General features: G+C 74.1%; 21 protein-coding genes and 1 riboswitch. Of the genes, 17 read left to right on the top strand and 4 right to left on the bottom strand.

The window, feature by feature from the left end:
• Nucleotides 1–37 precede the first annotated feature (37 nt).
• On the top strand, nt 38–1,102 hold the full coding sequence (gene trpD / locus AB0F01_RS01655; RefSeq protein WP_362089100.1) for an anthranilate phosphoribosyltransferase: 1,065 nt from the start codon (nt 38–40) through the stop codon (nt 1,100–1,102).
• Nucleotides 1,103–1,178: 76 nt separating this feature from the next.
• Nucleotides 1,179–1,295: riboswitch (SAM riboswitch) on the top strand.
• A 218-nt stretch (nt 1,296–1,513) separates the two neighbouring features.
• Nucleotides 1,514–3,004 (top strand): aminotransferase class V-fold PLP-dependent enzyme, encoded by a 1,491-nt coding sequence (locus AB0F01_RS01650; RefSeq protein WP_362089099.1) that lies wholly within the window; start codon nt 1,514–1,516, stop codon nt 3,002–3,004.
• 73 nt (nt 3,005–3,077) lie between these two features.
• Here the strand turns inward: AB0F01_RS01650 and AB0F01_RS01645 are convergent, their stop codons facing one another.
• Both AB0F01_RS01645 and AB0F01_RS01640 read right to left on the bottom strand, forming a co-directional pair.
• The gene (locus AB0F01_RS01645) at nt 3,078–3,359 is read right to left on the bottom strand and encodes an Lrp/AsnC ligand binding domain-containing protein (protein WP_190095628.1); all 282 of its coding nucleotides are present in this window, start codon (nt 3,357–3,359) and stop codon (nt 3,078–3,080) included.
• A complete protein-coding gene (locus AB0F01_RS01640; protein ID WP_362089098.1) occupies nt 3,356–4,090 on the bottom strand; it encodes a rhomboid family intramembrane serine protease in 735 nt (244 codons plus the stop codon). The genes AB0F01_RS01645 and AB0F01_RS01640 overlap by 4 nt, the downstream gene beginning before the upstream one ends.
• 157 nt (nt 4,091–4,247) lie before the next feature.
• Between AB0F01_RS01640 and AB0F01_RS01635 the strand changes: the two genes are divergently transcribed.
• The 5 genes from AB0F01_RS01635 to AB0F01_RS01615 all read left to right on the top strand — a co-directional run bounded on the left by AB0F01_RS01635 (nt 4,248) and on the right by AB0F01_RS01615 (nt 9,856).
• Entirely contained in the window at nt 4,248–4,487 is a 240-nt protein-coding gene (locus tag AB0F01_RS01635) for a hypothetical protein (protein ID WP_362089097.1), read from the top strand.
• A 100-nt stretch (nt 4,488–4,587) separates the two neighbouring features.
• The gene (locus AB0F01_RS01630; RefSeq protein WP_362089096.1) at nt 4,588–5,937 is read left to right on the top strand and encodes an NYN domain-containing protein; all 1,350 of its coding nucleotides are present in this window, start codon (nt 4,588–4,590) and stop codon (nt 5,935–5,937) included.
• A gap of 371 nt (nt 5,938–6,308) precedes the next feature.
• Entirely contained in the window at nt 6,309–7,349 is a 1,041-nt protein-coding gene (locus AB0F01_RS01625; RefSeq protein WP_362089095.1) for an NlpC/P60 family protein, read from the top strand.
• Between the two features lie 247 nt (nt 7,350–7,596).
• On the top strand, nt 7,597–8,613 hold the full coding sequence (locus tag AB0F01_RS01620; RefSeq protein ID WP_362089094.1) for an NlpC/P60 family protein: 1,017 nt from the start codon (nt 7,597–7,599) through the stop codon (nt 8,611–8,613).
• 58 nt (nt 8,614–8,671) lie between these two features.
• Nucleotides 8,672–9,856, top strand: a complete 1,185-nt coding sequence (locus tag AB0F01_RS01615; RefSeq protein ID WP_362089093.1) for a hypothetical protein — start codon at nt 8,672–8,674, stop codon at nt 9,854–9,856.
• A gap of 70 nt (nt 9,857–9,926) precedes the next feature.
• Here the strand turns inward: AB0F01_RS01615 and AB0F01_RS01610 are convergent, their stop codons facing one another.
• On the bottom strand, nt 9,927–11,204 hold the full coding sequence (locus tag AB0F01_RS01610; RefSeq protein ID WP_362089092.1) for a glycosyltransferase family 87 protein: 1,278 nt from the start codon (nt 11,202–11,204) through the stop codon (nt 9,927–9,929).
• Nucleotides 11,205–11,377: 173 nt separating this feature from the next.
• On the opposite strand from AB0F01_RS01610, the gene AB0F01_RS01605 reads away from it, so the two are divergent.
• Nucleotides 11,378–12,520, top strand: a complete 1,143-nt coding sequence (locus tag AB0F01_RS01605) for a glycosyltransferase family 4 protein (protein ID WP_362089091.1) — start codon at nt 11,378–11,380, stop codon at nt 12,518–12,520.
• Between the two features lie 299 nt (nt 12,521–12,819).
• Here the strand turns inward: AB0F01_RS01605 and AB0F01_RS01600 are convergent, their stop codons facing one another.
• Nucleotides 12,820–14,616 carry an AMP-dependent synthetase/ligase gene (locus AB0F01_RS01600; protein WP_362089090.1) on the bottom strand — a complete coding sequence of 599 codons (1,797 nt, stop codon included), beginning with the start codon at nt 14,614–14,616 and terminating at the stop codon, nt 12,820–12,822.
• A 299-nt stretch (nt 14,617–14,915) separates the two neighbouring features.
• On the opposite strand from AB0F01_RS01600, the gene AB0F01_RS01595 reads away from it, so the two are divergent.
• The 9 genes from AB0F01_RS01595 (at nt 14,916) to AB0F01_RS01555 (ending at nt 21,794) form a co-directional block, all read left to right on the top strand.
• Nucleotides 14,916–15,713, top strand: a complete 798-nt coding sequence (locus tag AB0F01_RS01595) for a metallophosphoesterase (protein WP_362089089.1) — start codon at nt 14,916–14,918, stop codon at nt 15,711–15,713.
• Nucleotides 15,714–16,025: 312 nt separating this feature from the next.
• Nucleotides 16,026–16,469 carry an SRPBCC family protein gene (locus tag AB0F01_RS01590; protein WP_362089088.1) on the top strand — a complete coding sequence of 148 codons (444 nt, stop codon included), beginning with the start codon at nt 16,026–16,028 and terminating at the stop codon, nt 16,467–16,469.
• A 73-nt stretch (nt 16,470–16,542) separates the two neighbouring features.
• On the top strand, nt 16,543–17,712 hold the full coding sequence (locus tag AB0F01_RS01585) for an ArsA-related P-loop ATPase (RefSeq protein WP_362089087.1): 1,170 nt from the start codon (nt 16,543–16,545) through the stop codon (nt 17,710–17,712).
• 424 nt (nt 17,713–18,136) lie between these two features.
• Nucleotides 18,137–18,646: a DUF5304 domain-containing protein gene (locus AB0F01_RS01580; RefSeq protein WP_362090172.1), complete on the top strand. Its 510-nt coding sequence runs from the start codon at nt 18,137–18,139 to the stop codon at nt 18,644–18,646.
• 148 nt (nt 18,647–18,794) lie between these two features.
• A complete protein-coding gene (locus AB0F01_RS01575) occupies nt 18,795–19,748 on the top strand; it encodes an ROK family glucokinase (RefSeq protein ID WP_362089086.1) in 954 nt (317 codons plus the stop codon).
• Nucleotides 19,749–19,924: 176 nt separating this feature from the next.
• A complete protein-coding gene (locus tag AB0F01_RS01570; protein WP_362089085.1) occupies nt 19,925–20,461 on the top strand; it encodes a VOC family protein in 537 nt (178 codons plus the stop codon).
• 131 nt (nt 20,462–20,592) lie between these two features.
• Nucleotides 20,593–21,420, top strand: coding sequence for a helix-turn-helix transcriptional regulator (locus AB0F01_RS01565; RefSeq protein WP_362089084.1), 828 nt, complete (start codon nt 20,593–20,595; stop codon nt 21,418–21,420).
• Nucleotides 21,417–21,602 (top strand): DUF397 domain-containing protein, encoded by a 186-nt coding sequence (locus AB0F01_RS01560; RefSeq protein WP_362089083.1) that lies wholly within the window; start codon nt 21,417–21,419, stop codon nt 21,600–21,602. Before AB0F01_RS01565 ends, AB0F01_RS01560 begins: the two co-directional genes overlap by 4 nt.
• 9 nt (nt 21,603–21,611) lie before the next feature.
• A complete protein-coding gene (locus AB0F01_RS01555; protein WP_362089082.1) occupies nt 21,612–21,794 on the top strand; it encodes a DUF397 domain-containing protein in 183 nt (60 codons plus the stop codon).
• Nucleotides 21,795–21,804: the final 10 nt, after the last annotated feature.

Below are 21,804 nucleotides of genomic sequence, written 5' to 3'. Positions count from 1 at the left end.
GGGGCGGACATGCGTGTGACGACCACAGGAGCGGCTGATGAGCGCTGTGACCCCCGCTGGAGGCGACACCGCGGCGGGCCGCTCCTGGCCCGCCCTGCTGAACGGCCTGCTGGAGGGCCGTGACCTGTCGGCCGACGACACCGCCTGGGCGATGGACCTGATCATGCGCGGGGAGGCCACCGACGCCCAGATCGCCGGCTTCGCGGTGTCCCTGCGCGCCAAGGGCGAGACCGTCGAGGAGATCTCCGGCTGCGTCCGCGCCCTGTACGACCACGCCAACGTGATCGAGGTGCCGGGCGCCACCGTCGACATCGTCGGGACCGGCGGGGACGGCGCCAAGACGGTGAACATCTCCACCATGTCCTCCATCGTCGTCGCCGGCACCGGCGCGAAGGTCGTCAAGCACGGCAACCGGGCCGCCTCCTCCGCGTCCGGCGCCTCCGACGTGCTGGAGAAGCTCGGCGTCAACCTGGAGCTGACCCCGCGACGGGTCGCCGAGGTCGCCGAGGAGGCCGGGATCACCTTCTGCTTCGCGGTGAAGTTCCACCCGGCGCTGCGCCATGTGGCGGCGGCACGCGGCCAGCTGGGCATCCGCACGGTGTTCAACTTCCTGGGCCCGCTCGCCAATCCGGCCCGGGTGACCGCGCAGGCGGTCGGGGTGGCCGACGCGCGGATGGCGCCCATCATGGCCGGGGTGTTCGCCGGGCGCGGCCACTCCTCGCTGGTGTTCCGCGGCGACGACGGCCTGGACGAGCTGACCACGACCGGCACCTCCCGGGTCTGGGTGGTCCGGGACGGCACGGTCACCGAGGAGGTGTTCGACCCGCGCGAGGTGGGCCTCGGCCTGGTCGACATCTCGGCCCTGCGCGGCGCCGACGCCTCCTACAACGCGGAGGTCGCCCGGCGGCTGCTGGACGGCGAACGCGGCCCGGTGCGCGACGCCGTGCTGCTGAACTCGGCGGCGGCGCTGGTGGCGCTGGAGCCCGGCACGGGCACGCTCACGGAGCAGATCCGGGCCGGGATGGAGAAGGCGGCCGAGTCGATCGACTCGGGGTCGGCCCGGCGCGTCCTGGACCGGTGGGTGGCCGTCAGCAACGCCTGAGACACCGCACGTGCGGGGTCCCGCGATCCGGAACCGGGTTGCGGGACCCCGTTTTCTTCCCGTACGTTCCTGTGCAGGTCATGAGTGACAGCCATCAGGCCCCGGCCGGCTGTCCGGCAACCCTCCGTCCGTGGCGGGGTGCCCCGGGTGAGGACCAGGCCGTGGACAGCAGGGTCCACGGCAAGCGCGGACCCCTCGCGAGCCAGGGGTCCTGGTCGTCGAGGAGTCTCCCGTGAGCCGTCGAATGCAGTAGGGCCGCAGCGCCCCGCCTCCGCGTTCCCCTCGCTTTCCCCTTCTTCGCCCCTTCTTCGCCCCTCTTCCGGCTTTCCGCCGTTCCTTCCGCCGTTCCGACGGGCTGGAGCCACCGCTGCTCGCCCTGGGGAACCGGCGTGCCACCTACGGGAGTTCAGCATGTCCGTCACCGCCGTCGCCACCGCCCCCGTCACCGCGTGCGCTGCCGCCGCCCCGGCCGCCGCCGCCCCGGCCGCCGCCGCCCCGGCCGCCGCCGCCCCGGCCGCCGCCGCCCCGGCCGCCGCCGCCCCGGCCGCCGCCGCGGCCGCCGCGGCCCCGGAGGACCGCGCCCCGCTGCCCGTCCTCGGGCGGGACGTCACCGTCCCGCTCGTCACCGGCGGCGAGGTGACCTACGCGGCGCTCGACCACGCGGCCAGCGCGCCCGCCCTCCAGCAGGTCTGGGACGACGTAGCCGCCTACGCGCCGTACTACGGCAGCGTCCACCGCGGCGCCGGGTACCTCTCCCGGCTCTCCACGGAGCTGTTCGAGGACGCCCGCCGGACCGTCGCCGCGTTCCTCGACTGCCGCCGTGCGGACGAGGTGGTCTTCACCCGGTCCACCACCGACTCCCTCAACCTGCTCGCCGGCGCGCTGCCCGAGGGCTGCCGGGTCTTCGTCTTCGAGACCGAGCACCACGCCGCCCTGCTGCCCTGGCGGGGCTCCGAGGTGACCGTCCTGGACGCGCCCGGCAGCCCCGGGCAGGCCGTCGAGACCCTGGAGCGCGCCCTCGCCGCCCGCGCGCCGCACGGGCCGGCGCTGGTCTGCGTCACCGGCGCCTCCAACGTCACCGGCGAGCTGTGGCCGGTGCGCGAACTGGCCGCCGCCGCCCACGCGCACGGCGCCCGGATCGTCCTGGACGCCGCCCAGCTCGCCCCGCACCACCCGGTGAGCGTGCGGGACCTGGACGTCGACTGGGTCGCCTTCTCGGGCCACAAGCTGTACGCCCCCTTCGGCACCGGGGTGCTGGCCGGGCGGGCGGACTGGCTGCGGACGGCCGAGCCGTACCTCGCGGGCGGCGGTGCGAGCCGCCGGGTCGTCCGGCGCGGGGACGGGGGAGTGGACGTCCGGTGGCACACCGACGCCGCCCGCCACGAGGCCGGTTCGCCCAACGTCATCGGCGCGCACGCCGTCGCCTCGGCCTGCCGGGCGCTCACCGCGGCCGGGTTCGACACCCTCGTCGCCCGCGAGCGGCGGCTGGTCCGCGCGGTGCGCGAGGGGCTGGCCGACGTGCCCGAGGTGCGGTTCCTGTCCCTGTTCGGGGACGACGCCCCCCGGGTCGGGGTGCTGTCCTTCGTCGTCGACGGCTTCGACAGCTCGCACTTCGCCGCCGCGCTGTCCGCCGAGTACGGCATCGGTGTCCGGGACGGCCTGTTCTGCGCCCACCCCCTGCTCGCGAGGCTGCTCGGCGACACGCCGCAGCCGGGCGGGTGCGGGGCCCCGGCCTCCGGGGAGCGGTCCGCGCACGCCGTCCGGGTCAGCTTCGGCGCGGGCACCCCGGACGAGCACGTGCAGCGGTTCGTCCGCGCCGTGCGGGAACTCGTCCGGGACGGCGCCCGCTGGACCTACCGCACGGTGGACGGCCGCTGCGTCCCGGACGCCCCCGCAGCCTGAGGCGGCACCGCGTCCCGGACCGGCGGCATCCCGTCCAGGAGCGCCGGTCCGGGGGGTCCCGCCGGGCGGTGACTCAGTTGTCCAGCCCGATGGCGAACGCCGCCTCCAGGTCGTGCTGGGAGTACGTACGGAACGCCACGTGCGTGTCGGTGCCCTCGACGCCCGGGATCTTGCTGATCCGGCCGGGGATGACCTCGGCCAGGTCCTCGTGCTCCCGGACCCGGACCATGGCGATCAGGTCGTAGGTCCCGGTGACCGAGAAGACCTCGCTGACGCTGTCCAGCGCGGCGATCCGCTCCGCGATCTCGGGGATCCGGTCCACGCTGGTCTTGATGAGGACGATCGCGGTGATCACGGCTGGTTCTCTCCCTCGGGGGCCGGAGCAGGGGGCGCCTTCACTGTAGTCGTCCGGCCCGAGCAGACCCACGCGCAGCCGAGGCCCAGCCCGAAGCCCACCAGGTGCGCGAGGTAGGCGACCCCCGGCCCGTCGGAGGCCCGCCCCGCCCCCAGCCACTGCAGGGCCGCCCAGAACGGCAGCACCACCCAGGCGGGGAGGCGGACCGGCAGGAAGAGCAGGAACGGCAGGAGACTGGTCACCCGGGCGCGGGGGAACAGGAACAGGAACGCGCCGAGCACCGCCGAGATCGCCCCCGAGGCCCCCACCAGGGACTGTTCCGAGTCCGGGTGGGCGACGGCGTAGCCGAGCAGGGCGAGGTAGCCGCAGCAGACGTAGAACAGGGTGAAGCGCAGGGGGCCCATCCGTGCCTCGGTCATCGTGCCGAAGACGTGGAGGAACAGCATGTTGCCCAGCAGGTGCACCCAGCTGCCGTGCACGAAGAGGGCGGTGGCCGGTGTCAGGACCGCGCGGAAGGACCCGTCGAACAGGTCTGCGGGGATCACCCCCCACTGCCGGAAGTACGCCCGTTGCACGGCGAGCAGCTCCTCGCCCGTCCCGTGGACCGGGTTCAGGCCCGAGGCCGGGCCGATCAGGAAGACCACGCAGCAGACGACGACCAGGGTGTGGGTCACCGGCGCCGACGGCCGCCGGACCGCCCGCGCGAGGGGTGCTCTCCAGTGGGGGACCATGGACACAGAGCATGACGTAACGGGACGCACCCGCGCGGACCGCCTCGCCGCCGTGGACGGGCGGGCGGCGCGGACCCGCCAGGCCGTAGGGTTACGACCCTGACCCACCCGGGGCGCCCGGCGCGCCCCGAGACCGGAAGGAAGGCGAACAGCCACGATGACGGTTCCCCTGCCGACCGCCGCCACGCGGTGGCGCTGCACCCTCTGCGGCAACCTCACGCGCTTCGACGTGACCCGCTCCTCGAAGGTCGTCGAGTACGTCCACCTCGACCTGGCCGGGGAGCCGAAGGTCGAGGAGCGCGAGGTGCTCAGTGAGACCATCGAGTCGGTGCGGTGCCGCTGGTGCAACGCCGTGGACCAGGTGGAACTCGTGGACAGGCCGGATGCCGGTTCCTGAGCGAAGGGGGTCCCTCCCGCTCGCGCGACGTCGTCGGCGGGGGACGGCCCCGCTGACGGTGACCCCGTACGCGGGGCGGCAAGGCGATGGGGTGTGACGGATGGTGGAGACCACGGGCGGGGGGCCGCAGGACGGCGCCGCTGAGGTGCTCGACCGTCCGCTGCCCGACGGCGTGCGCCGCCGGGTCGTCCAGATCGTCTCGGACGGCTTCGGCGGCCTGACCGTCGCCGAGCTGCCCGCCCAGCTGCGCCAGTACGCGCGGTTCACGCCGAACCGCCGCGTCAAGTTCGCCGGGAACGCGATGGCCTCCGCCCTGGAGACCGACCCGCTGTTCCGGCAGCGCATCGGCGAGAAGCTCAGGCAGGCGCAGCCGGAACTGACCGGCGCCCTGGACTCCGGCTCCCCGCCCGCGGCCGCCGACCCCCTGGACGTGGCGGCCGCGGCCTACGTGCTGCGCCCGCCCGGATGGGTGAAGCTGGTCGCCGCGGCCGGCGAGGAGGCCCAGCGCGCCGACGCCGAACGCGCCGACGAGGAGAACCGGGCCGAGCTGGAGCGGCTGCGCGCCGAGCTCGCGCGCGCTCGCGAGCACACCCGTACCGAGACCGAGCGGCTGCGCTCGGAACTGGACGCGGCGCGCAAAGAGGCCGAGTCGCTGCACCGCAAGCTGCGGTCCGCGCTCAGCGACGTCAAACGGGGTCAGGCGGCCCTGCGCAAAGTGCAGGCGGAGCTGGAGACGGTCCGTTCCGACAGCCATGCGCAGGTGTCGGCCGCGGAGAGCGAGACCCGGCGGATCAAAGGGCGCCTCGGTGAGACGGAGGCCGCCCTGGAGGCCGCCCGCCGCGCGGCCCGCGAAGGACGCAGCGTCGAGGACATGCGGGTGCGCCTGCTGCTGGACACCGTCCTGGACGCCGCCCAGGGGCTCCGGCGCGAACTGGCCCTGCCCCCGGTGTCCGTGCGGCCCGCCGAGACCGTGGACGCGGTGGAGCCCGGCCGGATGACCCCCAAGGACATCGCCGCCCGCGCGCTGTCCGAGGACGACCCGGCGATCCTCGACCAGTTGCTGGCGCTGCCGCAGGCCCATCTCGTGGTCGACGGCTACAACGTCACCAAGACCGGCTATCCCCAGATGCCGCTGGAGAAGCAGCGGTTGCGGCTGCTGGGCCAGCTCGCCCAGGTCGCCGCGCAGACCGGCGCCGAGGTGACCTGTGTCTTCGACGGCGCCGAACTGGCCGCGCCGGTGCTGCTGGCCCCGCCGCGCGGGGTGCGGGTGCTGTTCTCCAAGCCGGGCGTCACCGCCGACGAGCTGATCCGCCAGCTGGTGCGCGCCGAGCCGCCGGGCCGGCCGGTCATCGTCGTCTCCACCGACCGCGAGGTCGCCGACGGGGTGGCCCGCGTCGGCGCCCGCCCGGTGGCCTCCGCGGTGCTCCTGAAGCGCTTCACCAAGGCGTAGCCCTCCGGCCGGTGCGCACCGGGAGCGGCCCGCGAGACCCCGCGGGACCCGGTGGGCCCAAGGGGCGTTAACCGCCCCTACGCCCCATCAGGACCGTAAGGCCCAACCGCAACGTACCCGCCGATTGCCCGAATTGGCGGGATCGTCACGCAACGTAGCGTCAGCTCCATATCACTGCACGTGAGTTCATGGCAAAGAAACGCGCTGTGACGGAGATTTCGGGTCCAGGGATTTGAACTGATCACAAGAGAATCACTAGGGTCGGGCCTCGAACCTCCGCTCGGGTGATCGTTCACATGGGGTGGCGACGGCGGAGGCCCCCGCCCACCGGCGTGTCGGTAGGCGGCTGGAGGAAGAAGGAGCTCGCCTCCGTGGCGTCCCACCGTCGTCCCAAGCAGCCGAACCGCGCACGTGTGACCGTGCTCACCACCGCTGCCGCCGCTGCCGTCGTCCTCAGCTCGCAGGCCGCCAACGCCGCGCCCAGCGAGAAGCCGAGCAAGGACGAGGTGAAGGCCAAGGTCGACAAGCTCTACGAGCAGGCGGAGCAGGCCACCGAGAAGTACAACGGCGCCAAGGAGAAGCAGGAGAAGCTCCAGAAGGAGATCTCCACCATCCAGGACAACGTCGCCCGCGGCCAGCAGGAGCTCAACGAGCTGCGCGACGGCCTCGGTTCGATGGCGAGCGCCCAGTACCGCAGCGGCGGCATCGACCCCTCGGTGCAGCTGTTCCTCTCCGCCGACCCGGACGACTACCTCGACAAGGCGTCCACCCTCGACCAGCTCAGCACCCAGCAGGTCGACGCGCTGAAGAAGATCCAGAAGAAGCAGCGCGAACTCGCCCAGCAGCGGTCCGAGGCCGGCGAGAAGCTCAAGGACCTCGCCTCCACGCGCACCGAACTGGGCAACAAGAAGAAGGAGGTCCAGGGCAAGCTGGCCTCCGCGCAGAAGCTGCTGAACAGCCTCACCGCCGAGCAGAAGGCCCAGATCGCCCAGGAGGAGGACCGCGCCACCCGCACCAGCCAGCGCGAGGCGCTCTCCGCCAAGGTCCCGGCCGGCTCCGGCCGCGCCGCCGCCGCCTTCGCCGCCGCCCAGAGCAAGCTGGGCACCCCGTACGTCTACGGCGCCACCGGCCCGTCCTCCTTCGACTGCTCGGGCCTGACCTCCTGGGCCTACGCCCAGGCCGGCGTCGGCATCCCGCGCACCTCCGAGGCGCAGACCGGGGCCGGCACCAGGATCTACTCGGTCGGCGACCTCAAGGTCGGCGACCTGGTGTTCTTCTTCAACGACCTGCACCACGTGGGCCTCTACGCGGGCAACGGCCAGATCATCCACGCGCCCCGCACCGGCACCGTCGTGCGCTACGAGTCGATGAACACCATCGGCGGCCCGTTCATGTTCGGCGTCCGCGTCTGACCGGACCGACCCCGACCCCTCCGCACCACCACCGCCGCCCGGCCGCCGCACCCGGCCGCACACCGGCACGAGGTACCCCCGTTCGGGGGAATCACCACGTCGCCGTACGGCCCACGCCCCGCCCGTGACCTGCGTCAGCGGCGGGGCGTCACCGTGTGTGCCCGCCGGGGTCGTTGGCCCGCCCACCGCCGCGGGGTTACTGTCTGCCGCGTTTCCCCGTCCGCCAGCGGAAGGAGCGCGGCTTCCCGTGGGGTCCCACCGCCGCCTTGCACCGTCCTCCGGTACCGACCGGAGCACCACCGTCGCCGTCGGGCTGCTCTCCGCGGCCGCCGCCGTCCTGGGCGCCGTACCGGCCGCCGCCGCACCGCACGACGACGCCCGGGCCGAGGTGGACCGGCTCTACGAGGAGGCCGAGAAGGCCACCGAGGCGTACAACGCGGCCGACGAACGCGCCGACACCCTGCGCCGGCAGGTCCGCACCGCCCAGGACGGCCTCGCCCGGCAGCAGGAACGCGTCAACACCCTGCGCGACGCCCTCGGTTCGATGGCCGGCGCCCAGTACCGCTCCGGCGGCCTCGACCCGTCCTTGGAACTGCTGCTCTCCGACGATCCCGAGGACTACCTCGACAAGGCCTCCGTCCTCGACCGCATCGGGACCCGCCGGGCCGGTGAACTGCGCACCCTCCAGGAGGCCCTGCGCACCCTGGCCCAGGACCGTGCCGAGACCGCCCGCAAGCTGGGCGACCTGGAACGCAGCCGCAAGGCCGTATCGCGCCACAAGAAGACCGTCGAGCGCAAACTCGCCGAGGCGCGGCGGCTGCTGAACTCCCTCCCGGACGACGCCCGCGCCGCCCACGACCGGGCCACCCGCTCCGGCCGCACCGGCCTGCCCGTCCCCGGCGACGCCGAACCGGCCTCCGGCCGCGCCGGTGCCGCCCTCGCCGCCGCCCGCTCCGCCCTCGGCAAGCCGTACGTCTGGGGCGCCAACGGCCCCAACGGCTTCGACTGTTCGGGCCTGATGCAGTGGTCCTACGCGCAGGCCGGCATCGCCCTCCCGCGCACCTCCCAGGCCCAGCGGTACGCCGGACGCCAGGTCCCGCTCTCCCAGGCCCGCCCCGGCGACCTGGTCGTCTACCGCTCCGACGCCAGCCATGTCGGCATGTACGTGGGCAACGGCCAGGTGATCCACGCCCCCTACCCCGGCGCCCCCGTGCGCTACGACCCGGTCGGGATGATGCCCGTCTCCTCGGTCACCAGGGTCTGACCGGAGCCGGCCCCGCGCCCGTACCCTCGGAGAGCCCCGCGCCCGTACCCTCGGAGACGTGGCAGGTCGTGTGCGGGGTCCGGGGGCGTCCGTGGTGGCGCTGTGCCTGCTGCTGGTGTCGCTGGTCGCGTGCGGCGGGCCCGCCGACGGCACCCGGGCCGAGGTGCAGTCCCTGCTGGACCGGCGCGCGCGGGCCCTGCTCGACGCCGACGCCGCCGCCCACGCCCGCACCGGCACCCGCGCCGGGTACGACAACCTGCGCGCCGTGCCGCTGGCCGACTGGTCCTACCGGGTGACCGCCGTGCACCGCACCGGTGACACCGCCACGGCCGACGCCGACCTCCGCTACCGCATCGAGGGCTACGACCGCTCGCCCGTCACCACCGCCCGCACCCTGCGCCTCACCCGGGACGACGCCGGCCGGTGGAGCGTCGACACCGAACGGCCGGGCGAGGCGTCGGGGGAGCAGCTGTGGGACCAGGGACGGGTCCGGGCCGTCCGCGGCGCGGGCAGCCTGGTGCTCGGCGTCGGACAGTCACGGGAGCGGTTGCGCGAGTACGCCCGGCTGGCCGACCGGGCGGTGCCCGCGGTGTCCGACGCCTGGGGCCGGGAGTGGTCCCGGCGCCTCGTCGTCCTGGTGCCCACCTCCCTGGAGGGCATGGCCGGGCTGCTGAACTCGCCCGCCTCGTCCTACCGGGGCATCGCCGCCGTCACCACCGGCGAGACCGGTGCGCGCGAGCGGTCACCGGCGGACCGGATCATCGTCAACCCCGACGCGTTCGGGGTGCTCGGCGAGTCCGGACGCCAGGTGGTGCTCACCCACGAGGCGACCCACGTCGCCACCCGCGCCCACACCGGCGCCGCCACCCCGCTGTGGCTGTCGGAGGGCTTCGCCGACTGGGTCGGCTACCGCGGCGGCGACCGCACCCCGGCCCGGGCCGCGCCCGAACTGGCCCGCGCGGTGGCCCGCGGCGACGTCCCCGCCGCCCTGCCCACCGACGACGACTTCGGCTTCTCCGACGACTCCGGGAGCCTGGCCCAGGCCTACGAGAGCGGCTGGATGGCCTGCCGCCTCATGGCCGACCGGTGGGGCGAGGACCGCCTGCGCGCCTTCTACCGGGCGGTGGGTGCCCACGACCGGCGCGAGGGCGCGGTCGAACAGGCCCTGCACGAGGTCCTGGGCACCACCCTCGCGGACTTCACCGCCCAGTGGCGCGAGGACCTGCGGCGCACCCTGGGCTGAGCGGGGGGCGAGGTGGGGGGTGGGGGGTGTGTCGTGTCTCGGCCGGGAGGGCGCCTGGGGCTCCGGTCGGTCAGGACGACACCTGGGTACCGTCCGTACGGCTCGTCCGATCCGGCGACGAGGGTGACGGCGACTGCGACGGCGACTGCGCCTGCGACGGCGAGGCCGGACGGTGGGACACGGTCGACGACCACAGGGCCCGGGCCGCCAGCAGCGTCGCGGCGACCAGGAGGCCGTTGCGCACCACCAGCAGCCCGATGCCGAGCCGGTCACTGGCCACCACGTGCGCGAACCACACCGGGAACTCCAGCACCGTCACCAGGCACGCGACCAGTACCAGCCCCACCGGCAGCCGCATCCGGCCGCCTGCCCGGAAGCACAGGCACACCGCCCCGAGGCCGACCAGCCACACCATGTACTGCGGGCTGATCACCCGGCTCGTGGTGGTGAACACCAGCACCGCCGTGAACGCCGCGTCGGCCACGGTGTGCGGCGCGAACCGGGTCGCCCGCAGCCGCCACAGCACCAGCCAGCCGAACCCGGCCGCGCTCAGCAGCAGCGCGCCGGTGCTCACCCAGCCCACGTACGGGCCGACGAACTCCACCGAGCCGTAGTTGAGCAGCACCTGGCCCTCCCAGCCGAAGTGCCGTGCCGCGTGCAGGACCAGCGCGCCCAGCGACTCAACCTCGGTGCCCCGGTCCCGCTGGAACGTCAGGAACGCGAACGCCCCCGGCATCGCCGCCGCGAACAGCGCCGCCAGGCCCGCGCCGGTCAGCACCGCCGACACCCAGGCGGAGCGCCGCCGCACCCCGAGCAGCAGCAGCGCCGGCCAGCCCTTCAGCAGCGCCCCGAACGCCACCAGCGCCCCCATCAGCCGGGGCCGGCCGGCCCCGGCCAGCAGCGCCGCCACCGCCACGGCGGTCACCATCACGTCGTACCGCGCGTACACCGTCGGCCCGAGCAGCGGGACGCCCGCCACCCACACCCAGGCACCGGCCCACGACCGCCCGGGGCGGGTGGCGGCCCGGCACAGCAGGCCCAGGGTGACCAGGTCGGCCGCGCACACCAGGACGAAGAACGCGGTCGCGTACTCCAGGAACGGCAGCAGCGCGGGGGAGAGGATCGCCAGGGCCGCGGCGGGCGGGTACTGCCAGGTGACGTCGTTCAGCGGAAACGTTCCGGTACGCAGCACCGCGAACCAGTCGTGGTAGATCACCGACACGTCGCTGGTGACGTCGGGACCGGGGAAGACGACGACCTTCAGCACGCACAGCAGAAGAAACGTTCTGGTCAAGGCCCAGACGGTCAGCAGTCCAAAGAGGGGCCGTGCCGCGCCCGTCGTCTTCACGTCGATCCTGTCCGTCGGTGTGGGGGTCCCGGTGGGAGGCCCGGTGTGGGGGGTGCCGAGGGGGCCATGATGTCCCGGAGCCCGCCCCCGGTGCCACAGCGGCCGGGCCCCGGGCGTGCCCCGAGGACGCCGCCGCGACCGGCCCCGGCCGCGGTTCGGTAGGGTCTGCGGCGATGCACAAGACCCTGATCGTGACCAACGACTTCCCGCCCCGCCCGGGCGGCATCCAGGCGTTCCTGCACAACATGGCGCTGCGCCTGGACCCCGGCCGGCTGGTCGTCTACGCCTCCACCTGGAAGCGGTCCCGGGAGGGCGTCGAGGCGACCGCCGCCTTCGACGCCGAGCAGCCGTTCATCGTCGTGCGCGACCGCACGACGATGCTGCTGCCGACCCCGGCGGTCACCCGGCGGGCCGTCGGCCTGCTGCGCGAGCACGAGTGCCGCTCGGTCTGGTTCGGGGCGGCGGCCCCCCTCGGCCTGATGGCCCCGGCACTGCGCCGGGCCGGCGCCGAACGGATCGTGGCCACCACCCACGGCCACGAGGCGGGCTGGGCGCAGCTCCCCGCGGCCCGGCAGCTGCTGCGCCGCATCGGGGACTCCACCGACACCCTCACCTACCTCGGCGCGTACACGCGTGAGCGCATCGCCGGGGCCCTGACGCCCGACGCGGCGGCCCGGATGGTGCAGCTGCCGCCCGGCGTGGACGAGAAGACCTTCCACCCGGGCTCGGGCGGCGACGAGGTCCGCGCCCGGCTCGGCCTGACGGACCGGCCGGTGGTGGTCTGCGTGTCCCGGCTGGTGCCGCGCAAGGGCCAGGACACCCTGATCCGCGCCCTGCCCGCGGTCCTGGCCGCCGAGCCGGACACCGTGCTGCTGATCGTCGGCGGCGGCCCCTACGAGAAGGACCTGCGCCGCCTGGCCCACGACACGGGGGTCGCCGCCTCGGTCCGCTTCACCGGCTCCGTCCCCTGGTCCGAGCTGCCCGCCCACTACGGTGCCGGGGACGTCTTCGCGATGCCGTGCCGCACCAGGCGGCGGGGCCTGGACGTGGAAGGGCTCGGCATCGTCTACCTGGAGGCCTCCGCGACCGGCCTCCCCGTCGTCGCCGGCGACTCCGGCGGGGCCCCCGACGCGGTCCTGGACGGCGAGACCGGCTGGGTCGTCCCCGGCGCCACCCCCGGACCCACCGCCGACCGCCTCATCGCCCTCCTCGGCGACGCGGACCTGCGCCGCAGGATGGGCGAGCGCGGCCGGGAGTGGGTCGAACAGAAGTGGCGCTGGGACCTCCTGGCAGAACACCTGAAGACCCTGCTGTAACCCCCGGGCCGCCGTCTCACCCGATGGCTCCGTGGGCGCGGGGAACCGCGCGCCCAGCCCCGGCCCCGGTCTGATCCGACGGCCGGCGCCGAACCCCCGGCCCGGGTCTGATCCGACGGTGGGGCAATCACCCTCCAGGGGCGCGGGGAACTGCGCGTCCAGCCCCAACGAGCCGGGCCGTCGCCCGACCACACCCGCCACGATCCCCGGCCGGCGCCGAACCCCCGGCCCCGGTCTGACCCGACGGCGGGGCAAACCGCCCCCAGGGGCCGCGGGGAACTGCGCAAACCCGCAGCCCCCTACTTCGCGTAGATCGCCTCGATCTCGTGCGCGTAGTCCTTGGCCACCACGTTCCGCTTCAGCTTCAGCGACGGAGTCAGGTGCCCCGACTCCTCCGTGAACTGCGCCGGCAGCACCCGGAACTTCCGTACCGACTCCGCCTTGGACACCGCCGCGTTCCCGTCGTCGATCGCCGTCTGGATCGCGGCCAGCAGCTCCGGGTCGTCCCGCAGTTCCGCCGCCGTGGACCCGGCCGGCTTGCCGTGCTCGGCGCACCAGCGGCCCAGGAACTCCTCGTCGATGGTGACCAGCGCGCCCACGAAGGGCCGCCCGTCGCCGACGACCATGCACTCGGCGACCAGCGCGTGCGCCCGGATCCGGTCCTCGATCACCGCCGGGGCGACGTTCTTGCCGCCCGCGGTGACCAGGATCTCCTTCTTGCGGCCGGTGATCCGCAGGTAGCCGTCCTCGTCCAGGGTGCCGATGTCGCCGGTGTGGAACCAGCCGTCGGCCAGCGCCTCGGCGGTCGCGGCCGGGTTGTTCCAGTACTCCTTGAACAGGTGCTCGCCGTGCAGCAGCACCTCGCCGTCGTCGGCGATGCGCACCACCGAGCCGGGCAGCGGCTGGCCCACGGTGCCGATCTTCTGCCGGTCCCACGGGTTGAACGCGGTGGCCGCGCAGGACTCGGTGAGGCCGTAGCCCTCCAGGACGCTGAAGCCGATGCCACGGAAGAAGTGGCCGAGGCGCTCACCGAGCGGGGCGCCGCCAGAGATGGCGTACTCGCCGCGCCCGCCGAGGACCGCGCGCAGCTTGCCGTAGACGAGCCGGTCGAAGACCTTGTGCTTCAGCTTCAGGCCGAGCGACGGCCCGGACGGCGTGTCCAGCGCGCGGCTGTAGGCGATCGCGGTGTCGGCCGCCTTGTCGAAGATCTTGCCCTTGCCGTCGGCCTGCGCCTTGGCGCGCGCCGAGTTGTAGACCTTCTCGAAGACCCGGGGCACGCCCAGGATCAGGGTCGGCCGGAAGGAGGCCAGCTCGTCGGTGAGGTTCTTGATGTCGGGCACGAGGCCGAGCTTGATCGGCGCGACCATCGGCGCGATCTGCACCATCCGCCCGAAGACGTGGGCGAGGGGCAGGAACAGCAGCACGGAGCACTCGCCGGTGCGGAACAGCGGGCGCAGCCGCTCCACGATGTTGCCGCACTCCGCGAAGAAGCTGCGGTGGGTGAGCACGCAGCCCTTGGGGCGGCCGGTGGTGCCGGAGGTGTAGACGATGGTGGCCGGGTCGTCGGCCTTGGCGACGGAGCTGCGCTCGTCGACCGTGGCGTCGGTGACGTCCTGGCCCAGGCGGCCGAGCTCCTCCACGGCGCCCGCCTCGATCTGCCACACGTGCTTCAGCTCGGGCAGCCGGTCGCGCACCGACTCCACGGCGGCCTCGTGCACGCCGAGTTCGACCACGCAGGCGGTCGCGCCGGAGTCGCCGAGGATCCAGGCCACCTGCTCGGCGGAGCTGGTCTCGTACACCGGCACGGTGATCGCGCCCGCGCTCCAGATCGCGAAGTCCAGCAGCGTCCACTCGTACCGGGTCCGGGACATCAGCGCCACCCGGTCGCCGGGCTGCACTCCGGCGGCGATCAGCCCCTTGGCGGCGGACCGCACCTCGGCGAGGAACGCCGTCGCCGTCACGTCCTGCCAGTCACCGTCGACCTTGCGGGCGATGACCGCGACATCGGGGTGCTGCGCGGCGTTGCGGCGGACGATGTCACTCAGGTTTCCGTCCGCGGGGACCTCGTACAAAGCCGGAAGGCTGAACTCGCGCAAGACTGCTGCTCCTCTTAGGGCGCCGGCGCCACGACGTTGTGCGATGCGACGGTGCGGTCCAAGGCTCGGGAGAGTGCTCGCGAAGTCAACGGTTGAAATCCCGAGCACGACTGGACTGCCCGGACGTTACCCGCCGGTATGGCCTCCACGACAGGGGGTCCCGGTGAGATGTTCGCTGCGTCACACAGGCTGGTGTTTCTTTGCGGAGCGTAGTCCACCCCCCGGGCGACGGGCCAACGACGACGGCGCCGGGAGCCGCCACTGTTCACCACCGGAAACGCTGTTTACGCTTGATCGGCATGGCAACCGCACAGCCCGCGAACGGGCGGACCCGGGTCCACGTGGTCAGCGACGTGCACGGCAACGCCCGTGACCTCGCCCGGGCGGGGGAGGGTGCCGACGCCCTGATCTGCCTGGGCGACCTGGTGCTCTTCCTCGACTACGCCGACCACTCCCGCGGCATCTTCCCCGACCTGTTCGGCCAGGAGAACGCCGACCGCATCGTCGAGCTGCGCACCGCGCGCCGCTTCGAGGAGGCCCGCGCGTTCGGCGCCCGGCTGTGGGCGGGCATCGAGGGGGACCGGGCCACCGCGATCGAGACGGCCGTGCGCAAGCAGTACGCCGAGCTGTTCGCCGCCTTCCCCACGCCGACGTACGCCACGTACGGCAACGTCGACATGCCCCCGCTCTGGCAGGAGTACGCCGGGCCCGGCGTCACCGTCCTCGACGGCGAACGGGTCGAGATCGGCGGCCGGGTCTTCGGCTTCGTCGGCGGGGGACTGCGCACCCCGATGCGCACGCCCTACGAGATCAGCGACGAGGAGTACGCGGCGAAGATCGAGGCGGTCGGCGAGGTCGACGTGCTGTGCACCCACATCCCGCCCGAGGTGCCGGAACTGGTCTACGACACCGTCGCCCGCCGCTTCGAACGCGGCAGCCGCGCCCTGCTGGACGCCATCCACCGCACCCGGCCCCGCTACGCCCTGTTCGGCCACGTCCACCAGCCGCTGGTGCGCCGGATGCGGGTCGGCGCCACCGAGTGCGTGAACGTCGGGCACTTCGCGAGCAGCGGCCGGCCCTGGGCCCTCGAGTGGTGAGCCGCTCTCCCGGGCCTTCGGCCGAGTCCAAGGGGCGTCCCGGGGCCACTCGGCTGTGAGCCCGGCCCGTTCCGGGGCCACTCGGCCGTGAGCCCGGCCCGTTCCGCGGTCACTCGGCCGTGAGCGCCTGCCCCGGTGCGCCCCGGCCGGGGGACGCCCGGCCCGCGCCGGTGATCCGGATCCGGCCAGGATGTCCCAGGTCGGGTGCGTTGTGCCGGTCGGCTGCGCGGTAGCCTTCCGCTGCACGGGCGTGCGCGGGGAGCCCGTGCACGGCGATCCGACGACCGGCCCGCACCTGGAGGAGCCACGGCGATGGCGGAACACACCAGCTCGAGCATCACGATCGAGGCGGCTCCGGCCGAGGTCATGGGGGTGATCGCCGACTTCGCCCGCTATCCGGACTGGACCGGCGAGGTGAAGGAGGCGGAGGTCCTCGAGACCGACGGTCAGGGCCGGGCCGAGCAGGTGCGCCTCGTCATGGACGCCGGTGCGATCAAGGACGACCAGACCCTCGCCTACACCTGGACCGGTGAGCACGAGGTCTCCTGGACCCTGGTGAAGTCCCAGATGCTGCGGTCCCTGGACGGTTCCTACGTCCTGCGGCCCGCGGGCGCGGCCACCACCGAGGTGACCTACCGGCTCACCGTGGACGTCAAGATCCCGATGCTCGGCATGATCAAGCGCAAGGCCGAGAAGGTCATCATCGACCGGGCCCTGGCCGGCCTGAAGAAGCGGGTCGAAGGCGGGGCGAAGTAGGGCGCCCGGAGCGCTGGCGGGGCGCGCACGCGTACCGTTCGCGCCGGTCGGCACCCGGGTACCGTTCACCCTCATGCGTACCCTCCTGATCACCGGCCCCGGCGGCAGCGGCCGTACCACCGTCGCGGCCGGCACCGCGCTCGCCGCCGCACGCGCGGGCGCCCGCACCCTCGTCCTCGGCACCGACCGGACGGACACCCTGGGCGCGGTGCTGGGGGTACCGGTCGGCGCCGGGCCCGTCGAGGCCGCCCCGGGGCTCACCGCCCGCCGGGTCGACCCCGACGCGACGTTCCGGGACGACCTGCTCTCCCTCCAGGACCGCGCGGGCGCCGCCCTCGACCTGCTCGGCGCCTCCCGCCTCGAACCCGAGGAGCTCACCCCGCTGCCCGGCGCCGAGGAACTCGCCCTGCTGCGCGCCCTGCGGGACGCGGTTCTGTCCGAGGCGTACGACGTCCTCGTCGTCGACCTCCCGCCGAGCGAACGTGCCCTCGCGCTGTTCGCCCTCCCGGCGGAACTCCGCCGCTACCTGCGCCGCCTCCTCCCGCCCGAGCGGCAGGCGGCCCGTGCCCTGCGTCCCGTGCTCGGCCGCCTCGCCGGGGTGCCGCTGCCCGCAGAGCGGCTGTACGAGACCGCCGCCCGCTGGGACCTGGAGCTGGCCGCCGTCGAGGCCGTCCTCGCCGACCGCTCCACCACCGTGCGCCTGGTCGCCGCGCCCTCCCCGGCCGGTGCCGACGCGGTGCGCACCGCCGTCCTCGGCCTCGCCCTGCGCGGACTGCGCGCCGACGGCCTCGTCGCCAGCCGGGTCCTGCCCGAGGACCTCGACGACAGCTGGCTCGCCGGCCCCGTCGCCCAGCAGCGCAAGACCCTCGCCGACTGGCGGGAGACGTTCACCGTCCACCCCGTCGCCCACCTCGGACGCGACCCGCGCGGCACCGACGACCTCGCCGCCCTCGGCCTGCCCGGCGCGGGCGCGGCCCCGGCCGCCGTCGACTGGCCCGTCACCGACCGCCTCGCCGACGACGGGGTCCTGGTCTGGGGCATCCCGCTGCCCGGCGCCCGGCGCGAGGACCTGGACCTGATCCGGCGCGGCGACGAACTCGTCCTCGCCGCCGGACCGTTCCGCCGCGTCGTCGCCCTGCCCTCCGTGCTGCGCCGCTGCACCGTCGACGGCGCCGCGCTGCGCGAGGGCGAGCTGCGCATCCGGTTCCGGCCCGACCCGGGACTGTGGCCGCAGGGCCGGTGAAGCCGGTCGGAGCCGGCAGGCGGGCCGTTCCCGTCCGGTGGCGGGTGCCGCGGGGGAGACGCGGACTCCCGGGGCGGCACCCCGCAGGGACCTGCCGGTTCCGGCGGCACCCCGAGGGATCTGCCGGATCGGGCGGCACCCCGCAGGGACCTGCCGCATCCGGCAGCACCCCGCAGGGACCTGCCGGATCCGGCCTGCGCGTCGTCGTCCCCGGCCGGGCGCCGAGGCCGTTCGGGTACCGTCGTAAGGGCCTATCCGTAGTCAGGAGTCCGTCATGAGCGAACAGCTCCCCCCGTCCGACGACGCATGGGGCGAGGCCGTGCACGAGGCGCGGGACGCGGACGAGAAGCGGCCCGCCGACGACGCCCGGCCCGCCCCGGCGGCCGACGTCCCGGTCGTCGACCACCCGGCCGCCGAGGCCCCGGTGGCCGACGGCCCGGCCGAAGCCCCGGCCTCCGCCGGCGCCCGCCCCGCCGCCGACCGGGGCGCACCCGCCGACGCCGACGCCTGGGCGACCGCCTGCGCCGAGGACCTGGAGGCCGAGAAGGCCCGCCGCCGCGCCCAGTACGGCCCGCCCGCCGGATCGGCCGCCGAGGAACTGAGGAAGCTGGTCGACGCCGTCGCGGACAGGCTCTCCGGTCTGCAGTCCCCGCTGCTCGGCGCGGTCGCCGGGCCGGCGGCCCAGCAGGTGGTGCGGCAGGTCGTCCAGCAGGCGAAGGCCGCCGTGGAGCCCGTCATCGAACGCAACCCGGACGTCTTCGACCACCTCGCCGCCGCGGGCGGCGAACTCCTCGCCGCCTACCGTGCCGCGGTCCAGGACCAGGAGCGCCGCTGGACCTCCCGCGACACCGGCGTCCGCGACACCCGCGACCTGGACGAGGGCCGGGACGGCGACGACGGCCCCGGCCCCGGCGAACGCATCGACCTCGACTGACCGGCAGCCGCCGGGAGCCCTCCCCGGCCGGCCGCCGCACCGTCCGCACCCCGGCCCGGACCGGCCCACCGTGCGGACGCCGCGTAACCGCCCGCAGTGCCTCGGGTACCGTGGGCGGTAGCGGGGCTCGACCGAAACTGAGGGATTCATGGGACTCACCATCGGCGTCGACATCGGCGGCACGAAGATCGCGGCCGGCGTGGTCGACGAGGAAGGCAACATCCTCTCGACCCACAAGGTGCCGACCCCGGGCACACCCGAGGGCATCGTGGACGCCATCGCCTCCGCGGTGGAGGGCGCGCGGGCCGGGCACGACATCGTCGGCGTGGGGATCGGTGCGGCCGGTTACGTCAACCGCCAGCGGTCCGAGGTCTACTTCGCCCCCAACATCGACTGGCGCAACGAGCCGCTGAAGGCGAAGGTCGAGGCCCGCGTCGACCTCCCGGTCGTCGTGGAGAACGACGCCAACGCGGCCGCCTGGGGCGAGTACAAGTTCGGTGCCGGCAAGGGCCACCGCAACGTCATCTGCATCACCCTCGGCACCGGCCTCGGCGGCGGCGTCATCATCGGCAACAAGCTGCGCCGCGGCCACTTCGGCGTGGCCGCCGAGTTCGGCCACATCCGCATGGTGCCCGACGGCCTCCTCTGCGGCTGCGGCTCCCAGGGCTGCTGGGAGCAGTACGCCTCCGGCCGCGCCCTGGTCCGCTACGCGCGGCAGCGCGCCAACGCCACGCCCGAGAACGCCGAGACGCTGCTCGCCCTGGGCGACGGCACGCCCGACGGCATCGAGGGCAAGCACGTGTCCATGGCCGCCCGCCAGGGCGACCGGGTGGCCGTCGACTCCTACCGCGAGCTGGCCCGCTGGGTCGGCGCGGGCCTCGCCGACCTCGCCTCCCTCTTCGACCCGTCCGCCTTCATCGTCGGCGGCGGGCTCTCCGAGGAGGGCGAGCTGGTCCTGGAGCCGATCCGCAAGTCCTACAAGCGGTGGCTGGTCGGCGGCAACTGGCGCCCGGTCGCCGACGTCCTCGGAGCCCGCCTCGGCAACAAGGCCGGCCTCGTCGGCGCCGCCGACCTGGCCCGCGAGCCCGACCCCATCATGTGACCGTCCCCCACCCAGCCCGGCAGCGCCCGCCCCACCCCGCCCTCGGGGACGGCGGGCGCAGCCGTTCCGGCCGCGTGCGGGCGTGACCGTGAGGAACGAGGACCGCCACTGACCTACTCGCGCGTTACGTTCCCCGGAGCCGGCCGCCGAGGGCCGGCCCAGCGAGAGGGAGCGCGATGTCCGAGCAGCACAGCGCGGCACCGGCCGGCCGCACCACCGTCGAGCCCTGGGTCGTCACCGACGACACGGGCGCCTTCCTGGACTTCGTCACCCGGGCGTTCGACGGGAAGGAACTCGGCCGGGTCGAGACCGAGGACGGCTCGGTCGGCCACGGCGAGGTGCGGATCGGGGACACCGTCGTCTCGGCCTTCGACCGGCGCCCGGACTGGCCGGTGATGCCGAGCCTGCTCACCGTCTTCGTCCCCGACGCGGACCGCGCCTGCGCACGGGCCGTCGAGGCCGGCGCCCACGTCGTCACACCGGTGGCCGACGACGCCTTCGGGCAGCGCGGAGGGCGGGTGAGGGACCCGTTCGGCACCATCTGGTGGGTGACCAGCCACGTCGAGGACCTCAGCGAGGACGAGATGTGGCAGCGGCTTCAGCAGCCCGGGTACGCCGAGGCGATGCGGGTGGCCCAGGAGACCCTCGACGCCGAACTCGGCGGCCGTCACCGGGGACGGGCCAGTGCGCCCGTCCGGCCCACGTCCGGCTGAGGCGGTCCGACGGACCCGTACCGGCGCGCCTGTACGGGCCGTTGCCGCGCCTTGCGCGTAACCCCACCTCGACGACCGGGCGTTGTACGCCGTGCAAGGTGTGCACCAGCACGGCAAGGGAGTCGTGATCCATGGCGAACGGCAGCAGCAGCACACTCGACTCGTCCGACAGTCTCAAGGCGTTCGGGGCGGCCCTGAAGACCTTCCGGGAACGCGCCCTGCTCACCCAGGAACAGCTCGCGCAGCGGCTCAACTACTCGTACGCCTCGGTGGCCTCCGTCGAGCAGGGCCGGCGGATGCCGAGCGCGGCCTTCGTCGAACGCGCGGAGGAGGAACTGGAGGCGTTCGGCGTGCTGCGGGCCATGGTCCGCCACCTCGGGCGGCAACGGGGGCTCGCGGTCTGGTTCCGGGAGTGGGCGCGCCTGGAGGAGGCCGCGGTCACCCTGTGCACGTACGAGTGCCGGGTGGTGCCGGGGCTCCTCCAGACCGAGGCGTACACCCGCGCGGTCATGCTCAACGTCCCGCCCCCGCCGAGCGAGGAGCAACTGGAGCAGCGGATCGCCGCCCGTCGGGCCCGGCAGGAACTGCTCGGACGCAGACCGCCGATCGCGTTCAGCTTCATCGTCGAGGAGTCGGTCCTGCTGCGGCACACGGGCGGCGAGGAGGTCACCCGTGACCTCGTCGGCCACCTGCTGGCGTGCATGGAGCTGTGGAACGTGGAGCTGCAGATCATGCCGCTGCGCCAGCCGTACCACGCGGGGACGGATGGGCCCATGCAGCTTCTGGAGACGCCGGAACATCAGTGGGTGGGTTACGCGGAAGGCCAGAAGACGGGGCAGCTCATTCTTGACCGAGAAGCGGTGAGCGTCATGCAGATGCGCTATGCCAAGATGCGCTCGCAGGCCCTGTCCCCGGCGGACTCGGCCGAGTTGTTGCAGCGGATGCGAGGAGCGCTATGAGCACCCAGGGCGGGCTTGACTGGTTCAAGAGCAGCTACAGCGGCTCCGAAGGCGACAGCTGTGTGGAGGTGGCTGTCGTGCCGGGGACCGTGCATGTGCGGGATTCCAAGTCGGAGAACGGGCCGCGGTTCGAGGTGTCCGGTTCCGCCTGGCGTGAGTTCGTCGCGTTCGTGGACTGTTGAGGGGGCCAGATGGGTCACGGTGAGCCGGTCTGGTTCAAGAGCAGCTACAGCGGCTCCGAAGGGGACGACTGTGTGGAGGTGGCCGTCGCCGCCGATTCCGTGCACGTGCGGGATTCCAAGTCGGAGAACGGGCCGCGGTTCGAGGTGTCCGGTTCCGCCTGGCGTGAGTTCGTCGCGTTCGTGGACTGTTGAGGGGGCCAGA

The sequence above is a fragment of the Streptomyces sp. NPDC029526 genome, from assembly GCF_040637405.1.
Lineage (GTDB): Bacteria > Actinomycetota > Actinomycetes > Streptomycetales > Streptomycetaceae > Streptomyces.
The sequence above is the reverse complement of the archived record's forward strand: the minus strand, read 5'-3'. Positions and strand labels throughout refer to the sequence as shown.